We start from the raw sequence: 22,282 nt of genomic DNA on the forward strand, positions 1-22,282 counted from the left end.
ATAAGGTTGCTGAGCACAAGGACATCGATGATGCGGATCAGACGGTAACGTCTAAGAAGGATGAGAAGCCTGAGAAGTCTGATAGGAATCCGGAGATTTCTACTCAGGCTGAGTTTGCCGGAGATGCTGATCAGGTTGTTGCTGGTGCTAAGGTGACCGATACCGTTGAGTACAAGGACTTGGTCCCAGGGAAGAAGTACACCCTGAATGCGGAATTGGTTAATAAGGCAGACAAGTCTGTGGTTGGTAAGGGTGAGAAGACCTTTACTCCGCAGGAGTCGGCTGGCAAGGTTGATGTTGAGATCACTGTTGATAGTGATGTGACGGAGCCGGTTGAGGCTGCGGTTGCTTTTGAGGAGTTGACTTCTACTGAGGTTGATGCCAAGGGTGAGGAGACTCCGGATGCTGAGAAGCCGAATAAGGTTGCTGAGCACAAGGACATCGATGATGCGGATCAGACGGTAACGTCTAAGAAGGATGAGAAGCCTGAGAAGGACAACAAGCCTTCGGAGACGTCTACGCCAATGACTTCGACGAGTAGCTCCAAGCCAAGTACTTCGGAGTCCAAGAGCTCTGAACCAAAGAAGGAGACTACGTCCGAATCTAAGCCTTCGGAGCCGTCCGAAACGAAGACGTCTTCTTCGAAGACCTCGGCCAACGCTAAGCCTTCTACGAGCACATCTTCTGAGAAGTCGAAGGAGCCTCGCCCGACCGAGGTGCAGGGGCAGGAGCCTGGTGACAGCCCAGAGCCAAAGATCACGACGGATGCTGATTTTGCTGAAGGTTCGCACGTTGTCGTTGCTGGCGCCAAGATTGTTGATGAGGTTTCCTATGAGGGCTTGGTTCCTGGTAAGGAATACACTCTGAAGGCTGAGCTTATTTCCAAGAAGGATGAGAAGACTGTTCTGGGTACCGGTGAGAAGACCTTTACCCCAGAGAAGTCTGCTGGCAAGGTTGATGTTGAGATCACTGTTCATGATGATGTGACGGAGCCGGTTGAGGCTGCGGTTGCCTTTGAGGAGTTGACCTCTGTTGAGGTTGATGCCAAGGGTGAGGAGACTCCGGATGTAACTCCGAAAAAGCCGAACCACATTGCTGAGCACAAGGACATCAATGATGATGACCAGACGGTAACGTCTAAGAAGGACGAAAAGCCGGAGTCTAAGCCTAAGGAAAAGGCTGAAGGCCAGAGTGAGCGCCCGAGCGTCAAGGTGAAGGAGCAGGATGCTCCGGCACAGGCTGACAAGGGTACTGGTAAGGTCGAGCAGCATGTCGATATAACGAACCACGTGCCTGGCAAGACTGGTAAGCCATTGCCGTCGGATGCAAAACGTACCGAGATTAAGTCCGTGCCATCTGGTGCGACCGAACTTGAACCAGGTATGCAAACCTACATTAAGTAGTGTGAACGTACTGGTTAGGTAGCAGGCTATAGCGCCTGGGTACAAAGTTTCCCCCTTCAGGGTGTCCCCGTACACGCTGGAGGGGGAAAACCATTTTATGAACCATTGAGAAAACTAAGTGAGGAGACTAGGTAATGTCTGAGGAAACAGGCCGCGAGGAATCCCTAAGCCGAGGTAAGAAGGTTGGTTTTATCGCGCTGGTAGTGGCGGTAATTGTGCTGCTGTTCCTGCTGGTTCTTAATTTCACCACTGGTGAGGGAGGCAATGAGGCTGAGCAGGGATCACAGAGTGGATCGGCTGTAGATACTTCTGCGGGGAAAAACCCGGAAGCTAAGGGTGATGCGTTCGTCGATGAGTCTGGCGCACAGGAGCATGAATTTGAAACGGCTCCGGGGCAATTTCATGGTTTCGCAGCGATGTCCGTGGGCATCGATGGCCAGTACGCTGCTGTGGATCCGGTGCAGGTGACTGACCGGGGTGTGCTGTTGCCGCCACATGATGTCTCCCGCCTGGGCTGGTACTCCGCCTCGGCCGTGCCTGGCGATGCCGGCAATGTCGGCTCCAGTGTCATCACCGGCCACGTGAATTATCAGGGCCAAGGCACCGGCTACGCGGAGAAATTCACCCGGTTGCAGGAAAACCAGGAATTCACCGTGGTCATCGATGGTCAGGAGCGCACCTTCCGCGTGACGGAAAAGCCGTACCGCCTGCCCAAGGGCGGGGATTTCCCGGACGTGGTTAATGACACGGACGGTACCAACCGTCTGGTCCTTATCACCTGCGGCGGCAAGTTCGTCGGCGGTGCGCTGGGGTATGAGGACAACATCATTACCGTGGCAGAGCCAGTCGATGCCCCGGTTCCACCAGAGGCACCCCAGGCCTAGCGGTCCGCTCTAGAGCCCAACGAGCGCCCGGTTCGAGGATGAAAATCCTTGGCCGGGCGCTTTCGTTTATGCACTTCACGCATGTGCGTCCGGGCTGCGGCGGGCATCTATGAAATAATTTGGGGAAGTATCTGCTGCTCGGAGCGGAATCAAAGGAGCAAAGTCATGGATATTCCAGGCAAAATAGCCGGTCATGTTGGCACGCCGCTGACGGGCAATGCCACGAAGGTATTGCTGCTCGGGGCGGGCGAGTTGGGAAAGCAGTTGGCTATTTCCTTCCAGTCCCTGGGCCTTGAGGTGCACGCGGTGGATAAGTACCAGGGGGCGCCGGCGCACCAAGTCGCGCACTATAGCTATGTCGCGGATATTACTGATGCCGCGCAGGTATCGGAATTGGTGCAGCAGATTCAGCCGCACTACGTGGTGCCGGAGGTCGAAGTCGTTGCGGTGGAGGCTCTGGAGCAGGTTGAGCAGTCCACCGATGCCGTCGTCGTGCCCACGGCGCGCGCCTGCGCGCTCACCCAAGACCGCGAGCGGGTGCGCGCGGTGGCAGAAGATATTGGATTGCCGACCTCGGCCTACCGCTTTGCCTCCTCTGTGGAGGAGCTGGAGGAAGCGGCGACGGAGCTGGGGTTTCCGTGCATTGTGAAGCCGGACGTGTCCACCTCGGGCAAGGGCCACATGCTGGCGCGGGATGTGGAGGACGTGCGCGAGGTGTGGGAGACGGTGCGCCGCGTGTCCTCGGATTCGCAGCGCGTGGTGGCGGAGCGCTTCGTGGATTTTGACCTCGAGGTCACGCTGCTAGCCATCCGGTCCATCGATCCGGCCACGGGCAAGCTGGCCACGTGGTTCAGCGAGCCCATCGGCCACCGCCACGAGAAGGGCGATTTGATCGAGGAGTGGCAGCCTACCGGCATGAGCGAGATTGCGCTGGAGAACGCGCGGTCGGTTGCGGCGCGCATCTCCAATGAGCTGGGCGGGCGCGGCGTGTACGGCGTGGAGCTTTTCGTCGCCGGCGATGATGTTTACTTTTCCTCGGTCTCCCCGCGGCCTTCGGATACGGCGATGCTTACTGCCTATACGCAGCGCTTTTCCCAGTTCGATCTGCACGCCCGCGCTATTCTGGGCTATCCAATCGATGCTACGTTGATAACCCCAGGCGCCAGCATGTTCTTGCACGCGCAGGAGCCGCTTGCCGATGTCGCCTTTACCGGCATCGCCTCCGCCCTCCACTACGCCGAGACGGACGTGAAGCTCTTTGGTAAGCCCGATGCCTATAAGGGGCGGCGCATGGGGCTTGTGACCACGACGGCGGAAACGGTGGAAGAGGCCCGCGACCGCGCCGCATTGGCGGCGCATAAGGTGAGCGTGACCTCGACTCCTGGCTTGCTCGCGCAGGGCGGTGCGCGCGGTATCGACCCGCAAGCGGACAATGTGCCCGATATTGAGGTCATTGAATATGAGGGTGGGGTTGAACTCGACCCCAAGCTGACCTCAGGGGTGGACGATACCGACTAGCGCAGCGCAGCGCCGGCCAGCCCCGCGGCGCAGCGCTGGTTAGCGCTGCGGGCCGGCGTGCTTGACCATCTCGTCCCACTCGACGATCTTGATGCGCTCGCGGCCGTGCGGCTCGCCGGCGGCTTGCTCGGCGGAGTTAAGACGGTGCCAGCCGTCCCAGGTAGTGACGGCGATATCACGGCTGCTGAGCAGATCGAGAATTTCCTGCGGATCGCGCTTGGTGGCGGATTCGAGCTCGCCTGCCTTGTAATCCTCTAGCAGCATGCCGGTGGTGTCCTTGGCATCGGATTTAGTATTGCCAATCAAGCCCACTGGACCGCGCTTGATCCAACCGGTGGTGTAGAGGCCGGGCAGCTTTTTGCCGTCGACATCGGCAAGCACGTGGCCGCCGTCGTTGGGCATGGTGGCCGAGTCGTCGTTGAAGGGAATGCCCTCGACGGACTGCGGGTGGTAGCCCACGGCGCGGTAGACCGACTGCACGGGCCACTCGGTGAACTTGCCGGTGCCGCTTACAGAACCATCGCCATTGAGCTGGGTGCGCTCGGTTTTGATGGCGGTGACGTGGCCGTCATCGCCAAGCACCTCTACTGGGGACTCGAAGAAGTGGATGTAGAGCTTGTGCGGGGCATCGCCAGGCTCGCGCATGGCGTAGAACTCTAGGGTCTGGCAGACCAAGTCGGTGGACTTGGCGGCGCGGCGAGCTTCTTCTGATGCCTCGTCGTAGATGATGTCCTCTGGGTCCACGATGACCTCGATGGTGGGGGACTCATCGAGCTCCTTGAGCTCCTTCGGCGTGTACTTGGCCTGCGCCGGGCCGCGGCGGCCAAAGACGTGGACCTCCTTGGCGCGGTTTTCCTTCAGGGAAGAGTAGACGTTGTCCGGGATCTCCGTCACCAGCAGCTCGTCTGCGGTCTTGGCCAAGATGCGGGATACGTCGAGCGAGACGTTGCCCACGCCGACGACGGCGACGGACTCCGCGGATAGGTCCCAGTCGCGCTCGAAGTTGGGGTTGCCGTCATAAAAGCCTACGAATTCGCCGGCGCCGTAGTTGCCCTCGAGATCCTCGCCGGGGATGCCCATTTCCTTATCGGCGGTGGCGCCGGTGGCGAAGATGATGGCGTCGTAGTAATCGCGCATCTCTTCGACGGTGATGTCCTTGCCCACTTCGATATTGCCCAGGAAGCGGATTTCTTCCTTCTCCATGATGTTGTGCAGCGACTGCACGATGCCCTTAATGCGTGGGTGATCTGGGGCGACGCCGTAGCGAATCAAGCCAAAGGGCGCAGGCATCTTTTCAAAGAGATCGATCTGCACGTCCACATCGGACTTTACGAGGAGGTCAGAGGCGTAAATGCCGGCCGGTCCGGAGCCGACCACGGCGACACGCATGGGGCTAGTCATCTGTTTAGGGTGTCCTTTCTTTAGGGTTTTCTCACATTCTACGCGGTGGCAGTGCGATAAATGCCACACTGCTTTGAGTTATCTACCCCCAGTTTAGGAGGTTGCGGAAGGGCGGGGGAGGGGGTGGTTCACGTACAGTGGAGACGTCACCACGTGCTAGTAACTGTGATGTACGGCATAATGTTACGGCGCGTGTTCCAAGTGTTCCCGTGACGGCAAAGGAAAGGTAATCCGCATGTCTGCATCCCAGTCCACAGTGTTAAGCTCCATCGGCCGCGGCTTCGACGGCCTCGATATTCTCGCCTTGGCGGATAGCCTTGGCGCTGAACTGCTCCGCTTAGAAGATTTCGACCCCACCGTGGCGGATGTTTTGGCCAACGCGCCCACCGCTACTGCCGATGCCCTCCTGGTCCAAGGCACCGGCGAGATCTCCTTCGATGCGGAGGTCGCCGCCGCGCTGGGCCTGCCGCTGGTCATTATCTCCGGCGCCCCAGAGCGCGCCGCGGAGCTGGCACAGCGCAAGGCCGAGTCCCTGGGCGCCACCGTCGCAGGCGTTTTCACCGACTTGGAGGCCGTGCCCGGTGCGTTGAGCGCCGCAGAGGAGGCCACGCCCGTCATGTCCGCGGACCTCTTCCAGAAGCAACTCATCGACCAAGCCAAGTCGGCTGGATCCCACATCGTCTTGCCCGAGGGCGATGACGACCGCATCCTTGAAGCTGCCGATGCTTTGCTCCGCGATGAGGTTGCCCGGCTGACCATCCTGGGCAAGGAATCCGATATCCAGGCTCGCGCCAAGGAGCTGGGTCTGGATGTCTCGGGTGCCGATATCATCGACCACCTGGAATCGTCGCTTGCGGAGGAATTCGCCGCCGATTTCGCGGAACTGCGCAAGAAGAAGGGCGTGACCCTAGAGCAGGCCCGCGAGACCATGCAGGACATCTCCTACTTCGGCACCATGATGGTGCACAAAGGGCTTGCTGATGGCATGGTATCCGGCGCCGCCCACACCACCGCCCACACCATTAAGCCGTCCTTCCAGATCATCAAGACCAAGCCGAATGCTTCGGTGGTCTCCTCCATCTTCCTGATGGTCATGCGCGGGCGCCTGTGGGCCTTCGGCGACTGCGCCGTGAACCCGAATCCGACTGCGGAACAGCTGGGCGAGATTGCCGTGGTTTCCGCGCAAACCGCGTCCCAGTTCGGCATCGATCCGCGCGTGGCCATGCTGTCCTACTCCACCGGCGCTTCCGGCACCGGCCCGGATGTCGAGCGCGCTATCGAGGCCGTCGAGGCCGCCAAGAAGCTGGTCTCCTCGGTGAAGGTGGATGGCCCGCTGCAGTTCGACGCCGCCTGCGATCCTGGCGTTGCCGCGAAGAAGATGCCGGATTCTGATGTCGCGGGTAAGGCCAATGTCTTCGTCTTCCCCGACCTGGATGCCGGCAATATTGGCTATAAGACCGCGCAGCGCACCGGCGGCGCCTTAGCCGTGGGCCCCATCCTGCAGGGCCTGAACAAGCCGGTCAACGATCTGTCCCGCGGCGCTACCGTTCCAGACATCATCAATACCGTTGCCATTACCGCTATCCAGGCTGGAGAGAAATAAATGTCATACGTACTGGTCCTTAACTCGGGATCCTCGTCCATCAAGTTTCAGCTGGTGGACCCAACCGCTAGTGCCACCGATGATCCACTCGTATCTGGCCTGGTGGAACAGGTTGGCGAGCCGAGCGGTGCCATTACCATCAAGGTCGGCGGGGAAAAGGTCACCGAGGAACTTGAAGTTCCCGATCACTCCTTTGGCCTAAAACGCGCCTTTGACCTCATGGATGATCATCAGGTGGGCCCGAAGGACGTCGATATCATCGCCGTGGGACACCGCGTCGTGCACGGTGGCCGCCTCTTCTCGGAGCCACAGCTCATCGAGGATCAAATTGAATCGATGATCGAGGATCTCATCCCGCTAGCCCCGCTGCACAACCCGGCCAACCTGGACGGCATCCGCGTGGCGCGCAAGATCCTGCCGGATATCCCGCACGTGGCGGTCTTCGATACCGCGTTCTTCAATACCCTGCCGCCGGCCGCAGCGCTCTATGCCATCAATAGCGACGTCGCCTCCAAATACGATATCCGCCGCTACGGTTTCCACGGCACCTCCCACGAGTTCGTCTCCCAGCAGGTGCCGAAGATTTTGGACCGCGATCCGGAGCATACCCACCAGATCACGCTGCACCTGGGCAATGGTGCCTCTGCGGCGGCCATCCGCAATGGCCGTGCCATCGATACCTCGATGGGCCTTACCCCGCTGGCTGGCCTCGCCATGGGTACGCGTACCGGTGATATCGATCCCGGCATCATCTTCCACCTGGTGCGCCAGGCGGGCATGAGCATCGACGAGATCGATAACCTGCTTAATAAGCAATCCGGCGTCAAGGGTATCGCGGGCGTGAATGACTTCCGTACGCTGCGCGAGCACATCGATAATGGCAATGAAGACGCATGGCTGGCGTATAACATCTACATCCACCAGCTGCGCCGCTTCATCGGTTCCTACATGATTGCTCTGGGCCGCGTGGACGCGATTACCTTCACCGCCGGTGTGGGCGAAAACGACACCGAGGTGCGCCAAGACGCGCTGTACAACCTGGATATGTACGGCATCGACTTTGATAAGGAGCGCAACCTCGTCCGCTCCGATGAGCCGCGGGTCATCTCCACCGATGATTCCCCGGTCAAGGTCTTGGTGGTTCCCACCAATGAGGAGCTGGCCATCGCGCAGAAGTCTGCAGACGTCGCAGCCAAGGCGCGCGAGGAAGGCCTATTTAAGTAGGCCATCTAAGTAGCCGCTAGAAAGTGGTGATGGGCCGGACTTGGTTGGCCAAGTCCACCAGCGCGTAGCGGTGGCGGCTAAACGGGGCCTGGCGGGCAAGGGCCCGCAGGGTCTCGGCAAGGCCGGTGCGCAGGCCGCGCTGGGTAAAGGCGTACTCGAAGAGATCATTCGGCGAGGACGCCCGCGCGAGATCGGCGTTGCGCAGGAAGTTAAGGCCCGCGGAGATAACGGCGATCTTGATTTGGAGGAAGCGCGGCTCGTTGGTGGGGACTTCTTCGAGGCGTCGGGCAGCGCGGCGAATGCGCGATTCAGACAAATCGTGCACGATGAGCTGCAGCACGGTGGTCAGAAGCGCCATGCGGAAGTGACGCGAGGCATTGGGCACCTTATCCAAGGTGGCTACGGATAGCTCCACCTGCCCCTCCGCGCGTAATTGGCGTGCGAGCCCAAAGGCGGAGGACACCGTTGTGGGGTTGGTGGCCCAGACGATGCCGTATAGGCGCATGGAATTAAACCGCAGTGCGCTTGGGTCTTGGGTGACGTGCGACCAGATTTCCGGCTGGCCCTCAAAGGCGGAAGAGGGGAGATCCGCCAGGGTGGTGTAGAGATTGGAGCAGGCACGGGCTACGGTGGCATCGATAAGCGGTGTTTCACTGTAATCAATCTGCTGCAGGATGAGCTCATTGATGGCAGCGATGGCGAGCTTCGGGGCGGCCTCGCCGGGCAATAAGTCCAAAACGGTGGCGAAGTACTCCTGGGCATCGACGTAATCATCGTGCAAGAGCTCCGTAATGCCGGCGTACCACTGGTAGCGCCAGTCCCGGCCCAGGCGGTCCTCGATGGAGCCCAACCACTGGCGCGCCTCGTCGGTATAACCCAGGTCGATCATGGAGCGCACCACGCCGAGGGGAATCTCGGCGGAATGCTCGTATTCCGGGGTGCGCATGGCCTGGCGCAGGGTCTCAAGTGCTTCCTGCGGCTCGGCATACGAGGTACCTTGTAGCAGGCTGGCGCCGACATCGTCGCGGTCTACCAGGGGCGTCGGCAAGGCAGAGACGACCTCAGGGGCGGTGATTTGGATGGTGCGATCGATGCCATCGATAAGCTGATCCGTGCGAAAGACCAGGTGTTTGGTGCCAAAGGTGGTACGTTGCGGCGAGAAGAGCGAGTGCTGGGAGGGGTACTGGCGGCCGTCGCGGATGGCGAGCACCTCGCGCAGCACGCCGTAGAGCTGGGTGCGCAGCTCCTTGATGGAGCTAAACCGGCGCTGCGGGTCGCGGTGGGTGGCGCGCAGCAGCAGGCGGTAGAGGGAGAGGAAGCGGCGCAGCTCCGGCTCCTTGGACGGGTTGGGGATGCCGGGGAGGAAGACACCGTCCTCGCTGGGGAGCTTGAGACACAGCGCCGCCAGGGTGCGGCCGATGGTATAGATATCGCTGGCGATGGATGGACCCCTGGAGGCGACCTCCGGGGCCTGAAAGCCCTGGGTACCGTAGATAAACCCGAAGGCCCCGATGCCGGAGACCGCACCCAGGTCAATGAGCTTGACCTGGTCCTCAGTGACGATGATGTTATCCGGCTTCAGGTCGTTATAGACCACGCCGCGCGAGTGCAGGTACTCCAGCGCCGGCAGGATTTCCAGGATATAGCCAATGGCAATGTCAACGGGAAGCAGCTCGTTGGGCTGCTTTTTGCGCCTGTTTCTTAGCGATGGCCCGCCCACGTACTCCATGACTATGAATCCACCAGGCACGCGCTCATCGTCGATGAAGTTAAAAATCTTGACGATGCCCGGGTGAGTAATGTCTGCCAGAAACTCGCGCTCGGCCTCGGCAGCGGCCGTCTCATCGGCGGATTTTTGGGCCTGCATGCCCTTGAGCACCACCACGCGCCCGGAGACGTAGTGGTCATTGGCCAGGTAAATCCAGCCCATGCCGCCGTGGGCGATGACGCCGAGGATTTCGTATTGCTCTGCCACCATATCGCCCGGTTCTAGCTGCGGTGGCGGGACCTTTTTGCCCTTGATCTTTTCTTTGGGATCGATGAGGGCGGTGGTGGGATCGGCCGGGGTGATAAACGGCAGGCGCACCATGCCATCAGCAACCGGCCGCTCGGTGCGCTGGGTACCGCGGCGCTCGCGGAAGGTATCGATGGCCTGCTGGCGCGAACGTTCCGAGGACTTTTCCTGGGCCGTTTTCTCATCGCGTTCGCTTTCGCGCTGGGCACGGATATTTTCTAGGTCCGCGAGCAGGCTGGAGAGGTGATCCGGGTCGATGGATCCGTCGTCGTCTTCATCGTCATCGACAAAGGGATCGAAGGCCACCGCAGAAGTTCCCGGATCTCCGCGGTGCTCGATGGGCTCGCTGGCGAACGGGTCATACGCCACGGCCGCCGTGCCCACTCCGCCGGTTTCGCCGTCATCGTCGCTCTCATCGGTGTCGTTGCCGTTCCGCGCGCCCTGAGCTGAGGCGCCCTGGCCCGCTGTGGCCCGGTCAGCAGCGTTTGGGCCCGCACCGTTTGGGCCAGTCGTACTGCCGTCCGCTGTACGCCTACCCGTGGCCTCCGTATTCGGGAAGGCAGCGGCAGGGGCCGTGCCGGGAACCTGCGCTGCGGCGGTATCAACGTCAGCTTCGCTAGTGCCTTTATTTCTCTTGCCAGCGTTATGAGTGGTGGCAGCCGTATCGGCGCCGGTGCTGCGGTTGGCAGCGTTGGGGCGAGCAGCGGCGGTATCCGGACCAGCGGGGTCGGCGGCGTCGGCTGTACTGGCTGCGTCAGGGGAGTCGGCAGCGCCGAGATCGCGGTCCTGGCTGCGGTCTTGGTCAGGTTCTTGGCCGTGGTCAGCGTCGCGGTAAGAAGACTTGGTGGGCTTTCGGAATTGGCGTTGGGTATCGAGGTTTTCGGGCTCTAGGTATTCGAGCTCGTCTTCGCTGAAATTCGGGTTATGCTTCATGACTTATCTTCCTCGATGTATGTACCCGACGGCAGGGTGGGCTCGTCTAGGTAAGCGCCGAGCCACGTATCAAAGATGTCGGACCACGTCCCGTCGCGGCGGATGCGCTCCAAGGTGGAATTGACCTGGCGCAGCAGCGGGCGGGTGTCATGATCCTTGCTGGGGCGGCGCGCGGCAACGCCGTAGTTCTCGGTCTTTAGGGGCTCGCCCACGATGGAGGTATAGGAATCCTGCGCGGCCATGCCGGAGAGCAGGGCATCATCAACCACCACGCCATCGGCCTGGTTGAGCTGCAGCGCCATGAGGCAATCGCCCCAGGAGCGGGTGATGAGGATATCGGACTTGGGGGCGCGCTCGCGGATGGTATCCAGCGCGGTGGAACCGCGCACCCCGCAGAGCCTTTTGTCTTCCGCATCATCGATGGAATTCATCCCGGAGCTGGTGAGCACCAGCATGCGGGTCTGCGTGGTCATATAGGGAATGGAAAAGGCTACTTCCTTCTCGCGTTCGGGGCTAATGGTCATGGTGCGCACGATGATATCGACGCTGCCATTATCCAGCGCGGCGGTGCGGTCAGAGGATTCGACGAAACGGAAATCCACCTTATTGGGATCGCCGAAGATATCGCGGGCAATCTCGTGGGCGATATCGACCTCGAAGCCGCGGACATCGCCGGAGGCGGCATCGCGGTAGCTCAGCAGGTTATTGGAGCGGTCTACGCCCACGATAAGGCGCCCGCGCTTGACGATGTCCGGCACCCGCTCCTTCGCCGTTTTGCCATCCGGCCGGTAGGTGCCTTTGAGTTCGGTATCGTCTTCCTTCTTGGGTGTGGTGCTGCCGGCTTCTTCTATGGCGGAGCCCTCTGGCAGCGGCGGTCCGGGGCTGGCATCGAGTGCCTGTTGTTCGGGCGATTCCAGCGGGGGAGCGGAGCGAATATCGCAGCCGGCCAGCGCGAGGACACTGCAGGTGGCAATGATGGCGGTAAGGGGTGCTCGGTAGCGCATTAGAGGTACTCCTGCAGTCGGGGACGAATGCCCAGCCACACCGCGAAGATGGCGCACAGGGTGAGCAGGAAGACGGCGGAGGAGACCGCGGTCATGGCGGTTAGCCCGCGCTCCAAGTAGGTGCGCATGGCGATGCGCGCCTGGCCGATGAGTTCCGAAAGCTCGCTATCGAGCTCATTAAAGGACTGCGCGGCGGTGGTTTCGCCATCCTCAGGATCCGTGATGGTGGCCTGGTAGACCGCCTCATCGTAGTCGCCCTCGCTCAGCGCCTCCATGAGTTTTTCGTGCGAGTCTTGCCACTTTTCGGTGGCGGCGCGGGCGCTGTGGATGAGCTCGGGATCGTTGACCTCGACGTCATCATCATGCAGCGCGCTTTCATAATCCCCCAGCGCCTTTTCAATGGAATCTACCGATCCGGAAAAGCGCTCGAGCGTATCCTCCTCGGAGGAGCGCAGCACCAGCGCGAGGGTTTCTGAGGTGCGCGCCTGCTGGGCCTCAATGCGCGAGGCCGTCAGCGAATCCCACGGGCGCGAGGCCGTTTCAAAGCCCTGATGGCCGGTGGACCAGGTGGCCAAATTAGACAGCGCGACCCAGAAAATGGCCAAGAAGAGCAGCACCGTTGCGGTTAAAAAGCCGCGGTTAAAGCGGCGGCGGGTCTGGCGCCACAGCCACCACTGCGCCACGATGAGGAAGAAGACCGCGGCTAAAAGGCCAGAGAGCGGCACCCACTGCGGCGAGGTGAGCTTTTGCTGCTCCTGGTTGACCTTTGCGGTGGTCAGCTGGAAAAGCTCAGAGGCCGCCGGCAGGATGTGCTCGCGCATGAGCGAGGAGGCATTGGACATATACGAGTTAGCCACGGCGTTGCCGGCGCGGTGGTTTGAGCGCGCCTTTTCAATCATGGCGGTATAAATGGGCAGCTCGCGCTGGATGAAGGTAACGAGATCGCGCACGCGGGCATCGTCAGGCGTGGTGCCCAGCACGGATTCGGTCGCGGCAATGGAGGCGGCATCGATCGCATCGTTATAGCGCTCGCGGTTGCCCTCTGATTCCACGCCGGCCTGCACGAATCCGGTGGTGGCGATGGTATCTGCCACCGAAAGGGAGCTATAGAGGTGGTGGGCCGCATTGGACATCGGCTCGGTGGTATTAAGCAGCTCGTCGAGGTCGGAGTGGCGGGCGGCGGAAGACTGGGACATCGATAAGCCGGCGGCTCCCAACGCCACCGTGAGGATCAGGGTGACGGTAAAAAGCTTGCCTGGGGTGGTGGAGGCGAAGTAATAAAACCGCCGCAGCAGGCGCGCCGGGCCCGCAAACCATTCCATGGCGCGGTGGGTGAGCCCGCTTAGGGCCGGGCGAGAGGGTGCGGTAACCTCATCCAGCCAGTGATCGCTGGGGTGAGCGTCCTCTTCGCGCTCTGACTCTACCCGCACTGCCTGCTCAGTCATTTACTTAGAATAACGCCCCCAGTGTGCTGGGCGCCACCATTTACCCGCGTGTGTGGCTAGGATAGAAAATATGCATAACCCTCACAGTGGAGACGGCTGGGCGGCGGGCCCCAGTGGCATTCGCGTATGGGGAAAATTCGGTGCCGCCGGCCTCTTCCTCGTCGCCGGGCGCGAGGTGCTGCTGCAACACCGCGCCGCGTGGACCAATAACGGCAATACCTGGGGGATTCCCGGCGGCGCGCGGGACTTGCAAGAAACACCCACCCAGGCCGCGCTGCGGGAAACGCACGAGGAATGCGCCATCGCGCCTGCCGATGTCGAGGTGCTCGACACCCAAATAACGGCCGGGCCCTATCCTCCCGCGGGGGATTTGCCGGGGGAATGGACCTATACCACCGTGTTAGCGCGCACCCGCAGCGGCCTGCGCCTGCCCACCACCGCCAACGAGGAATCGCACGAGCTGCGCTGGGTAGGCCTGGATGAGGTGGAAAACCTGCCGCTTATCGTGCCATTTCGCCACGCCTTTCCCGCCCTGCGGCAGCGGGTGGAAAAACTGTACCGGTAAAGTATCCAAAATTATGGCACTGTAGTGCTCATGATTGAAGTACAGGGACTGACTAAGGATTACGGGTCTGTCCGCGCGGTTGAGGATCTCACCTTTCAGGTAAAGCCCGGTGTGGTCACCGGCTTCTTGGGGCCCAATGGTGCCGGCAAATCCACCACCATGCGGATGATCGTGGGCTTGGACGAGCCCACGGCGGGCGAGATTCGCGTAAACGGCAAACCCTACCGCGACTTGGAGCACCCGCTGCGCGAGGTGGGCGCGCTTTTGGATGCGAAGGCGGTACATCCCAACCGCACGGCCGCGAATCACCTGAAGTGGATGGCGGCGGCCAATGGCATTCCCGCCTCCCGCGTTGATGAGGTGCTGGGGCTGGTGGGGCTTTCCGATGTCGCCGGTAAGAAAGCCGGCGGCTTTTCCCTCGGCATGGGCCAGCGCTTGGGCCTTGCGGGCGCCCTATTGGGCGATCCGGGAATCCTCATCCTGGATGAGCCAGTCAACGGCCTAGATCCGGAAGGTATCCGCTGGGTGCGCCAGCTCGTGCGCGCGCTGGCTGCAGAAGGGCGCACCATTTTGATTTCCTCCCACCTCTTGTCCGAGATGGCCCAGACCGCGGATCACCTCGTGGTCATTGGCAAGGGGAAGATGGTTGCGGATAAGCCCACCCACGAGTTCGTCCGCGGCCACTCGCAGTCCTTGGTGTATGTGCGCTCGAACCACCTCCCGGAATTCGGTGAAGCCCTAAAGAAGGAGGGCGTTTCCTTTACCGAATCGAAGGACGAGGAGGGCCGCCCGCGGCTCGAGGTCATCAACCAGACCCCCGAGTTCGTGGGCGAGCTGGCTTATTCCACTGGGGTGCCGCTGCACGAGCTCACCCTGAAAAGCGCTTCGCTGGAGGATGCCTTCATGGATCTCACTGGCGATGCCGTGCAGTATCACGCAGGCACGCCTGGTGCCTCGGGCGCGCAGGCAGGTCAGTCGGGCCAGGCAGGCCAGCCCGGTCAGTCCGGTGGGTCCGCCCGCCCCAACGAGCAGGAGGTTTAATCCGCCATGTTGAATATCTTGAAATCCGAGTGGATTAAGCTGCGCACCACCCGCTCCTTTTGGTGGACCACCGCGCTATTCCTCCTATTTTCGTGGGGTTGGGCCGGTGTCACCGCTGCGTTTATGGAGCCACTCGATCCGGAAGCCGTTGATATGGGCTTCCAGCTTATTAGTCCCGAGTTCACCATCGTATTCTTGGGGACCCTAGGCCTGCCGGTGCTGATGATTCAGGCCATCATGCTGGTGACCACGGAATACCGCTTCGGCACCCAGTCCATTACCTTCATGGCCTCCCCGCGGCGCTGGAGCGTGGCCGTGGCCAAGCTGGTCTTATACGCGGTCATCGCGGCCGTACTGACCTTCATTGGTGTGGTGGGCGCGTACCTGCTTACGGATCTGTTTGCCGATAGCTCCATTTCCGCCACCTTCGACCCCTGGAACGATGAAGTCGGCCGCGAGCAGCTGTGGAAGTACCCACTGGCCGGGGGCCTCCTGGTGGCCTTTGCCCAAGGCATCGGCATGCTCATTCGCCAGACCGCGGGCTCTGTGGCGCTGGGCCTTATTTTGTACTTGGGTGTGGATCAAATCGTCAGCATGATGCCCGTGGTAGGCGATAAGATTGGTAGCTACATGCCCTTTACCGCTTTCCAGAACTGGCTATTCAATACCCCAGTGGATAACGCACTGTGGACCGAGGCTGCAGGCAGCGGCATCGTATTCTTCATCTGGGCCGCGGTGTTGTGGGCCCTTGGCGTGCTAGTACTGCACAAGCGCGATGCTTAGGCGAGGATATCGTGTTTGTAGAGAGGAAGCTTTAATTAATCTGTGAACCCTCCGGGCGAAGTTATTCGGGTTCGTCCAGTGTGGGTAGGTCTGTTGTTTGAGACCTGACTGGTAACCGGCTGATTGTGATCAGCCGGTTATTTTTATTGGTGGTTAATGGCTGCCTCAGCAAACAGCCTTTCCAGGCGGGAGAATATTTGAGAGCCCTATGGATGCGCGCATATCGTAAATTAAACTCTAAACGCCTTTAAATATAATTATATTTTATCGGAAATGCGGTTTAAATATTGTCTATGTACTGACAATATTTTTCTTTTGCGTTAGGGTTGGAGGTGAAGAAAAAGAAATTGTGTAGAGCAATTTAGTCAAGTTTATCCGAGGGAGTGATAAAAGTGTCCGACGAAATGCTTCCTGATTCTGTTGAGAAGTTTGTAGCCCCGACCATCGCGGGTGCCGCATTAGTGGGAGGAGGGGTAGCCGCAACTACCCCTCCAGCTAAGGCACAAGGACCTATCGGTAACGCTGCTGAAGTAGTTAGCCACATGAAGCCCGATGGGGCCCGTGCGCACTCTATTGTTAACGAAGTCAATGCAGCAAGGGCGGATCATGGTTTAAATCCCGTGACAGAAAACCCTGCGTTAAACAATATCGCTCAAGACTGGGCCGACCATTTGGTGGGAACAGGGGATTTGCAGCATCGGCCAAATCACTGGGAAACCTATCCGGATAGTATTCCTGCCGGTGGCGAAAACGTCCTTCAAGCATGGGACGATTTCGCAGATGCGAAGCTGGTGAATATGTGGCTGAATTCTCCCAGCCACAGGAAGATTTTGCTGGACCCAGAAGCGAAAACGGTTGGCACGGGCATTGCCGTTGGCGCGAACGGTGAGCTTTTTGCCGTACAGAATTTTGGACGTTAAAGAAGTTCCTTTTGTAATCCTCTTCGGAATAGGAGCGATATGATCACTCTTGTATTCCCTAAGCTTTTGATACGCTCTCGCGCATAGGCAATGTCAAAATCTAGGATCAGGCTTTACAGTAAAAAGCAATAGACAAGAGGGAAATCTGCGGAGAATTCGGCGTATCTTTCGCAATTAGTTCCAATAATTAACGCCGATCCGGAGTCAATTAAGTGGACTACAAACTCATCTCTGCGGTAATGCCGTGCGCGGTTCAACGCGGGATGTTCTACTTTGGCTCTACAACAGAAGGCTTGTTTTAGATATCCTATGAGCGGACTATTGGGGCATCGGCAAGCAAAGCTTATTGCAGTGCCGAGGTCAGCCGCATGACGTTATCGACGTAGCGGCGGACAAAACCGCGCTGGTTCCACTCCTCTAGGGTGAGCTCGTGGCAGACCGCGCGGTAATTGGCGGCGAGCTGGTTGAACTGGGCGAGGAGATCGCCTTTGGCCACGAGCATGGTGGTCTCATAGTTGAGACCGAAGGAGCGCGGGTCCATATTGGATGAGCCGAACATGCACAGCGGATTGAACTCCTGGTCATCCGGATCCGTGATGATGAACTTGGAGTGCAAGACGTAGGGGTAGGGGAATTGGTAGATATGCACCCCGGCCTCAAGTAGCGCTTGGTAATACGAGGACTGAGCGTGGTTGACCATGAATTGGTCCGCGGTATCGGAGACATAAAGCTCCACGTCCACCCCGCGGTAGCAGGCGGTGGTGACGGCCTCTAAGAGCGATTCATCCGGCACGAAATACGGCGAGCACAGCACGAGTCGCTGCTTGGCGTGGTGCACTAGGGAGTTAAACATGCGCAGGTTGGGCTCGGTGGTATAGCCGGGGCCGGATGGGATCATCTGCAGGTAGTTGGCATCGACGGTTTGGGCATCATCATACGGCAGCTCATCTAGCGGGAGGTTCTCGCCGGATTCGGTGTACCAATCCACCGCGAAGACCGCGGTCATGGCGGTGACGATGGGGCCAGACAGTTCCACCATGTAATCGATCCAGAAGCGGTCCTTGGTTTTATATTGGCGCTTGATCAGGTTGATGGAACCGATAAAACCTACCTCGCCATCGATGATGACGAGCTTGCGGTGGTTGCGCAGATCTGGGCGGCGGAAGCGGCCCTTATGCAGCTGGATGGGCAGCATGAGGCGCCAATCCACGCCGATTTCCGTGAGCCTATCCCCCAGCGAGGAATAACCCTTGTACTTAAAACTGCCAATCTGATCCAGCAAAAGGCGAACCTTGACGCCACGGGCGGTGGCGCGGGCGAGGGCCTGGAAAAATACATCCGTGGTCTCATCCCAGGATTGGATATAGACCTCGATGGAAACGTATTTTTCGGCGCGGTCCACGGCCGCGGCGATGGAGCGAATGCATTCATTATAATCCGCATGCAGGCCCAAGTTGTGGCCAATGAGCGCCGGAAAGCCGGTCAGCTCGCGGTTGAGTTTGATGACGGATTCCACTTCCGTCGACAGGATGTCCTTGGGATGATCCGGGGTGCGGGCGGAAATATCCTCGAGGCGTTCATTGGCTTCTTGCTGGATGCGGTGGCGGCGCCGGTTGATATACGGCGAGCCCATGAGCAAAAACAGCGGCAGGCCGATGACGGGCAGCACCAGAATGGCCAGCAACCACGCGGTGGAATTGGAGGGTCGGCGGCCTTCTGGCACGAAGCCGACGGCGATGATCTTGATGGAATAATCAATGATGAGGAAGATCAGCTGCCAGAAGCTGAGATCGAGCGACCAAGTCATTTAACGCACGGAATCGAAATCGGGCAGATCGAAATCTGCACTAAGCGGGCAGTGATCGGAGGTCTTCTCGCCGGCGCGTTCTTCCATGTCTACGCGTGCGCCGGTGATGTGCTTGGCCAGCGGCGGCGACGCGAGCTGGAAATCGATGCGCATGCCTTCGTTCTTGTGAAAGCGCATCCCCTTGTAATCAAAGTAGGTATAGCGCTGATCTTCGGTAAAACGGCGCGTGACCTCTTCGAGGCCGGCCTCCTCGAGCATCTGGAAGGCGGCGCGTTCGGGTTCGGTAACGTGCGTCTTGCCGCGGAAGGCCTCGATATCCCATACGTCCTCATCGCGCGGGGCGATATTGAAATCGCCGGTTAGAAGCAGCTTGGATTGGGCGCGGCCGGCGGCGTAGCGGGAGAGCTGGTAGAGAAAGTCCAGCTTGTAGTCATAGTGGCGGTCGGTGATCTCGCGGCCGTTGGGAATATACAGCGACCAGATTTCTACCCCGCGGATGCGCGCACCAAGCGCCCGGGCTTCACGGTTCTGGGGCTTTTCAGGGTCCTTGGAAAAACCAGGTTGGTGGGGGAATCCGGTAAAGACTTCTTCCGGTTCCTCTTTGGAAATGATGGCCACACCATTCCATTGGTTAAGCCCATGGCAGGTGACGTGGTACCCGGCATCCTCGAAGGCCTCGCGGGGGAATTTATCGTCCTTGACCTTGGTCTCTTGTAGGCACAGCACGTCGATGTCGTGCGTGTGGAGAAGATCCAGCGCCCGCTGGATGCGGGTGCGAACGGAGTTGATATTCCACGTGGTGATGCGCATGGATAATACAGTACCGCGCGGGCAATGGTCCGGACTAGTCCAGGCCGCGGCCGGCGGGCTAGGCGGACTAGCGCAGCGAGGGGCTAGTCGCGCAGCTGCGCGTAGATCTGGCGGTGCTGCTCGATGAACCCCAGCTTTTCGTAGAGGCGAATGCCGGCGGTATTAGAAGCCAAGACATCGAGGTAGGCGTGCTGCGCGCCCTGGTCGCGCCCCCAGCGCAGCATGTGCTGGCCCAATAGGGCACCCAAACCCTGGCGGCGGTGCGCGGGTGCTACCTCTACGGCGGAGTATCCCAGCCAGGCGGTGCCGTCACCGGATTCGGTGATGGTGCCGCGGGTGATGGCAACGGTCTCGCCGTCAATAACTAACCGTCCAAAGCCCATCGTGCCCTCGATGCGGGCGCGCAGGTACTCCAAGGCCTGGGCAGGCAGCGCCTGGCCGCGGAAGTGGTACATCTGCAGCCACGCGTCATCGGGTTGGTCATCGATGCGAAACTCCGCCCCGCTGGGGTGTGAGCCCGGCATCTCGGCGGGTAGGTCTGCGAGATCGCGCAGGACCATGACGAGGATTTCGGGTTCGGTCTCCCAGGTGGCATCGGCAAGCAGGCGCTCTGCGGGCTTGCCAATGCGTTCCGGGATGAGCAGGCGCACCGGGAGATCGTGGCGGCGGTAGAACTCCGTGATTTCCGCCAGCGGGACCGGGTTAAAGCCCGCGGAGGGCCCGAGCGGAACGGCGGAATTAGACCGGCCCGTCACGCCATCGCCGGCGCGCATGAGCCAGGAGCCGTCCGAAGTCCACGTGTGCTCCTTGCCGGGAAAAGCCTGGGCGGTGGCGTATTCGACGGCGCGAATATCGGAATTGCGCACCATCCGCGGCGAAAGGCGCTTGATGATTTTCAGCTGCTCAGGCGCGATCTCCACGGCCTCGAGGTCAGAGGGATAGCCGCCGACCTGCTGCGGGCGGATGACCAGTGGCTCAAGGCTGAGGACGTGGCCAATGACATCGCTGTGCACATTACCAAAATCGCGCCGGGCCACGACGCGATCGCCTACCTGCACGTCATCGGAACGAAAGATGCGAGACATGATTAATCGTCGTGCCCGAAGGGATCTTCGTCTTCACCCGGCATCCAGGTGTAGCCCGGCTCAGTCCAGCCATTGCGCTTAATGGCCTTCTTGGCCTGCCGCTTGTAGCGGCCGATGAGGGTATCGGTATAGACGTAGCCGTCGAGGTGGCCGGTCTCGTGCTGCAGGCACCGGGCAAAAAAGCCGTAGCCCTCCACGGTAATGTCGTTGCCGTGCTCGTCCTTGCCGGTCACGCGCGCCCAGTCGGCACGGCCGGTGGGAAAGCCCTCGCCCGGCACGGAGAGGCAGCCTTCGTCATCGGAGCCGTCATCGGCAGGCATGGTCTCTGGAATCTCGGAGGTCTCCAGCACCGGGTTGATAACGCACCCCTTGCGCATGCCGGCCTTGTCCGCGGGCAGCTCGGTGCCATCGGGGCCTTCGGTATCCGGGCAGTGGTAGACGAAGAGCCGCTTGCCGATGCCCACCTGGTTCGCAGCCAAGCCCACGCCATGGGCAACTTCCATGGTCTCGTACATGTCCGCGATGAGTTGTTGCATCTCTGGGCTGGAAATCTCGGATTCTTCCACCGGCGTGGTGGGCTGATGAAGCACGGGGTCGCCGTGGATAACGATGGGGCGAATAGTCATGCTTTACAGTTTAGGCATGAACCCCTTGTCTGACCTAGACGCCGCCATCTTAGATTTTGAGGAAGCCGCCCCGCGCAGCATTGGCCGCAAGGAAGAGGCCATTCGTGCGCAGCTGGATATCTCGCCGGTGCGCTATCACCAACGGCTGAACCTGCTTCTTGATGTCCCTGCTGCCGCCGAATCCCATCCCCTCTTGGTGGCGCGGCTGAAGCGCCTGCGGGAGGAGCGTGAAAATACGCGGCGCGCCGCGCGGGGAAATACCCCACCGCGTTAGAACCGGCTACTAATGTTACTGAAGTGACTAAAGAGAATCCGGATAATCTATACGACCAGCAATTCGACGACGCCGCTGGCGATGCCGCCGCGGCCGATTACGGCGATGCTTATTATGACGACGCCTACGACGACGCTGCTGCCGCTGGCGCTGCAGGTGCCGGAGCAGGAGCCGCTGCGGCCGGAACCGGCGGCGGTGGGGGAGGCGCCCACGCTAAGAAGGGCGGTTTACCACTGCGCGGGCTTGCGATGGTGTTGATCGCCGTGGCCGTGATGCTCGGCCTGTGGGGCCTTTATGCCATGACCTCAGAAGACGACGATTCGACCGTAGCTTCTGATTCCGAGCAGTCGAAGTCAGACGGTTCAGCTAATGGAGGCCAGGAGGGCAATGGCGCCGGGGGTCCTGCCGCGGATGGCGCGCGCGACGATGGCTCCCGCGACGGGGCCAATAACCAACCGCCGCGCGAAGGCGAGGGCGATAACGCGCACCCGAACGGCGACGCCAAGGACGAGGCCAACCGCGATGCGGGCCGCGAGGACGGTGCGCGCGGCGAAGATTCCGACCGCGCCGGGGATGCAGCCCGGGCCGGCGGCAACGACGCGCCGTCCGCTGCGCGCGACCGCAATGACATTAAGGTCAGCGTGCTCAATAACTCCGGTGAATCCGATAAGGCCAAAAACGAAGCAGATGTGTTGAAGGACGGTGGCTTCAAGGTGGGCTATGTGGGCAACCTGCCAGGCGACGTGTTGACCGTGCCCAAGACCACCGTCTTCTACCCAGAAGGCGATGCCTCCGCAGAGTCCCTGGCCAGGGAAGTTGCCGCGCGCTATCAGGCAGAAGTCAAGCCTATGAATAGGGACCTTCCCAAGGAAGCCACCGAGGACGGAGCCGTCGTGGTCGCCCTCGCAGTCCCACAGGCCTAAATAAAATTCATGGAATATT

Annotated in this window: 19 protein-coding genes; 11 read left to right on the forward strand and 8 right to left on the reverse strand. The window is 60.3% G+C overall.

The features are described from left to right. The 3 genes from ABRP98_RS08080 to purT all read left to right on the forward strand — a co-directional run. The coding region (locus ABRP98_RS08080; protein ID WP_349858575.1) for a VaFE repeat-containing surface-anchored protein at nt 1-1,403 on the forward strand (1,403 nt) is incomplete at its 5' end. Between the two features lie 134 nt (nt 1,404-1,537). Further along, nucleotides 1,538-2,287, forward strand: a complete 750-nt coding sequence (locus ABRP98_RS08085) for a class F sortase (protein ID WP_349858576.1) — start codon at nt 1,538-1,540, stop codon at nt 2,285-2,287. Nucleotides 2,288-2,452: 165 nt separating this feature from the next. Next, nucleotides 2,453-3,805, forward strand: a complete 1,353-nt coding sequence (gene purT / locus ABRP98_RS08090) for a formate-dependent phosphoribosylglycinamide formyltransferase (RefSeq protein WP_349858578.1) — start codon at nt 2,453-2,455, stop codon at nt 3,803-3,805. 39 nt (nt 3,806-3,844) lie between these two features. Here purT and ABRP98_RS08095 read toward each other — a convergent pair whose 3' ends face one another. Continuing rightward, on the reverse strand, nt 3,845-5,206 hold the full coding sequence (locus tag ABRP98_RS08095; protein ID WP_349858580.1) for an FAD-dependent oxidoreductase: 1,362 nt from the start codon (nt 5,204-5,206) through the stop codon (nt 3,845-3,847). Nucleotides 5,207-5,441: 235 nt separating this feature from the next. Between ABRP98_RS08095 and pta the strand changes: the two genes are divergently transcribed. Together pta and ABRP98_RS08105 are read left to right on the forward strand one after the other, a co-directional pair. Beyond that, the gene (gene pta / locus ABRP98_RS08100) at nt 5,442-6,809 is read left to right on the forward strand and encodes a phosphate acetyltransferase (RefSeq protein ID WP_349858582.1); all 1,368 of its coding nucleotides are present in this window, start codon (nt 5,442-5,444) and stop codon (nt 6,807-6,809) included. Then, nucleotides 6,810-8,033: an acetate kinase gene (locus tag ABRP98_RS08105; RefSeq protein ID WP_284785212.1), complete on the forward strand. Its 1,224-nt coding sequence runs from the start codon at nt 6,810-6,812 to the stop codon at nt 8,031-8,033. A gap of 16 nt (nt 8,034-8,049) precedes the next feature. Here ABRP98_RS08105 and ABRP98_RS08110 read toward each other — a convergent pair whose 3' ends face one another. From ABRP98_RS08110 to ABRP98_RS08120, 3 genes are read right to left on the reverse strand one after another with little or no spacing between them, the layout of a single operon-like run. Continuing rightward, nucleotides 8,050-10,980 (reverse strand): serine/threonine protein kinase, encoded by a 2,931-nt coding sequence (locus tag ABRP98_RS08110; RefSeq protein WP_349858585.1) that lies wholly within the window; start codon nt 10,978-10,980, stop codon nt 8,050-8,052. Next, the gene (locus tag ABRP98_RS08115; RefSeq protein ID WP_349858587.1) at nt 10,977-11,984 is read right to left on the reverse strand and encodes a glutamate ABC transporter substrate-binding protein; all 1,008 of its coding nucleotides are present in this window, start codon (nt 11,982-11,984) and stop codon (nt 10,977-10,979) included. Before ABRP98_RS08115 ends, ABRP98_RS08110 begins: the two co-directional genes overlap by 4 nt. Continuing rightward, entirely contained in the window at nt 11,984-13,429 is a 1,446-nt protein-coding gene (locus ABRP98_RS08120; protein ID WP_349858588.1) for a GlnX family signal transduction membrane protein, read from the reverse strand. The genes ABRP98_RS08115 and ABRP98_RS08120 overlap by 1 nt, the downstream gene beginning before the upstream one ends. A 70-nt stretch (nt 13,430-13,499) precedes the next feature. On the opposite strand from ABRP98_RS08120, the gene ABRP98_RS08125 reads away from it, so the two are divergent. The 4 genes from ABRP98_RS08125 (at nt 13,500) to ABRP98_RS08140 (ending at nt 16,738) form a co-directional block, all read left to right on the forward strand. Beyond that, on the forward strand, nt 13,500-13,994 hold the full coding sequence (locus tag ABRP98_RS08125; protein ID WP_284770451.1) for an NUDIX domain-containing protein: 495 nt from the start codon (nt 13,500-13,502) through the stop codon (nt 13,992-13,994). A 30-nt stretch (nt 13,995-14,024) separates the two neighbouring features. After that, nucleotides 14,025-15,035, forward strand: coding sequence for an ABC transporter ATP-binding protein (locus tag ABRP98_RS08130; protein WP_349839364.1), 1,011 nt, complete (start codon nt 14,025-14,027; stop codon nt 15,033-15,035). A 6-nt stretch (nt 15,036-15,041) separates the two neighbouring features. Further along, nucleotides 15,042-15,818: an ABC-2 transporter permease family protein gene (locus ABRP98_RS08135; protein WP_349858589.1), complete on the forward strand. Its 777-nt coding sequence runs from the start codon at nt 15,042-15,044 to the stop codon at nt 15,816-15,818. 392 nt (nt 15,819-16,210) lie between these two features. Further along, nucleotides 16,211-16,738 (forward strand): CAP domain-containing protein, encoded by a 528-nt coding sequence (locus ABRP98_RS08140; protein ID WP_284853693.1) that lies wholly within the window; start codon nt 16,211-16,213, stop codon nt 16,736-16,738. Nucleotides 16,739-17,081: 343 nt separating this feature from the next. Here the strand turns inward: ABRP98_RS08140 and ABRP98_RS08145 are convergent, their stop codons facing one another. The 4 genes from ABRP98_RS08145 to ABRP98_RS08160 form a co-directional block, all read right to left on the reverse strand. Then, the gene (locus ABRP98_RS08145) at nt 17,082-18,545 is read right to left on the reverse strand and encodes a phospholipase D-like domain-containing protein (protein WP_349858591.1); all 1,464 of its coding nucleotides are present in this window, start codon (nt 18,543-18,545) and stop codon (nt 17,082-17,084) included. Beyond that, nucleotides 18,546-19,355, reverse strand: coding sequence for an exodeoxyribonuclease III (locus ABRP98_RS08150; RefSeq protein ID WP_349858593.1), 810 nt, complete (start codon nt 19,353-19,355; stop codon nt 18,546-18,548). It lies immediately after the preceding gene. Between the two features lie 83 nt (nt 19,356-19,438). After that, a complete protein-coding gene (locus tag ABRP98_RS08155) occupies nt 19,439-20,440 on the reverse strand; it encodes an N-acetylglutamate synthase, CG3035 family (protein WP_349858594.1) in 1,002 nt (333 codons plus the stop codon). Between the two features lie 2 nt (nt 20,441-20,442). Next, entirely contained in the window at nt 20,443-21,066 is a 624-nt protein-coding gene (locus ABRP98_RS08160) for a peptide deformylase (protein ID WP_239268507.1), read from the reverse strand. On the opposite strand from ABRP98_RS08160, the gene ABRP98_RS08165 reads away from it, so the two are divergent. Together ABRP98_RS08165 and ABRP98_RS08170 are read left to right on the forward strand one after the other, a co-directional pair. After that, the gene (locus tag ABRP98_RS08165) at nt 21,065-21,340 is read left to right on the forward strand and encodes a DUF3263 domain-containing protein (RefSeq protein ID WP_284770458.1); all 276 of its coding nucleotides are present in this window, start codon (nt 21,065-21,067) and stop codon (nt 21,338-21,340) included. The two genes, ABRP98_RS08160 and ABRP98_RS08165, sit on opposite strands and share 2 nt — an antisense overlap. A 23-nt stretch (nt 21,341-21,363) precedes the next feature. After that, on the forward strand, nt 21,364-22,263 hold the full coding sequence (locus tag ABRP98_RS08170) for a LytR C-terminal domain-containing protein (RefSeq protein ID WP_349858596.1): 900 nt from the start codon (nt 21,364-21,366) through the stop codon (nt 22,261-22,263). Nucleotides 22,264-22,282 lie beyond the last annotated feature (19 nt).

Source organism: Corynebacterium sp. KPL2838 (genome assembly GCF_040225455.1).
GTDB lineage: Bacteria > Actinomycetota > Actinomycetes > Mycobacteriales > Mycobacteriaceae > Corynebacterium > Corynebacterium rhinophilum.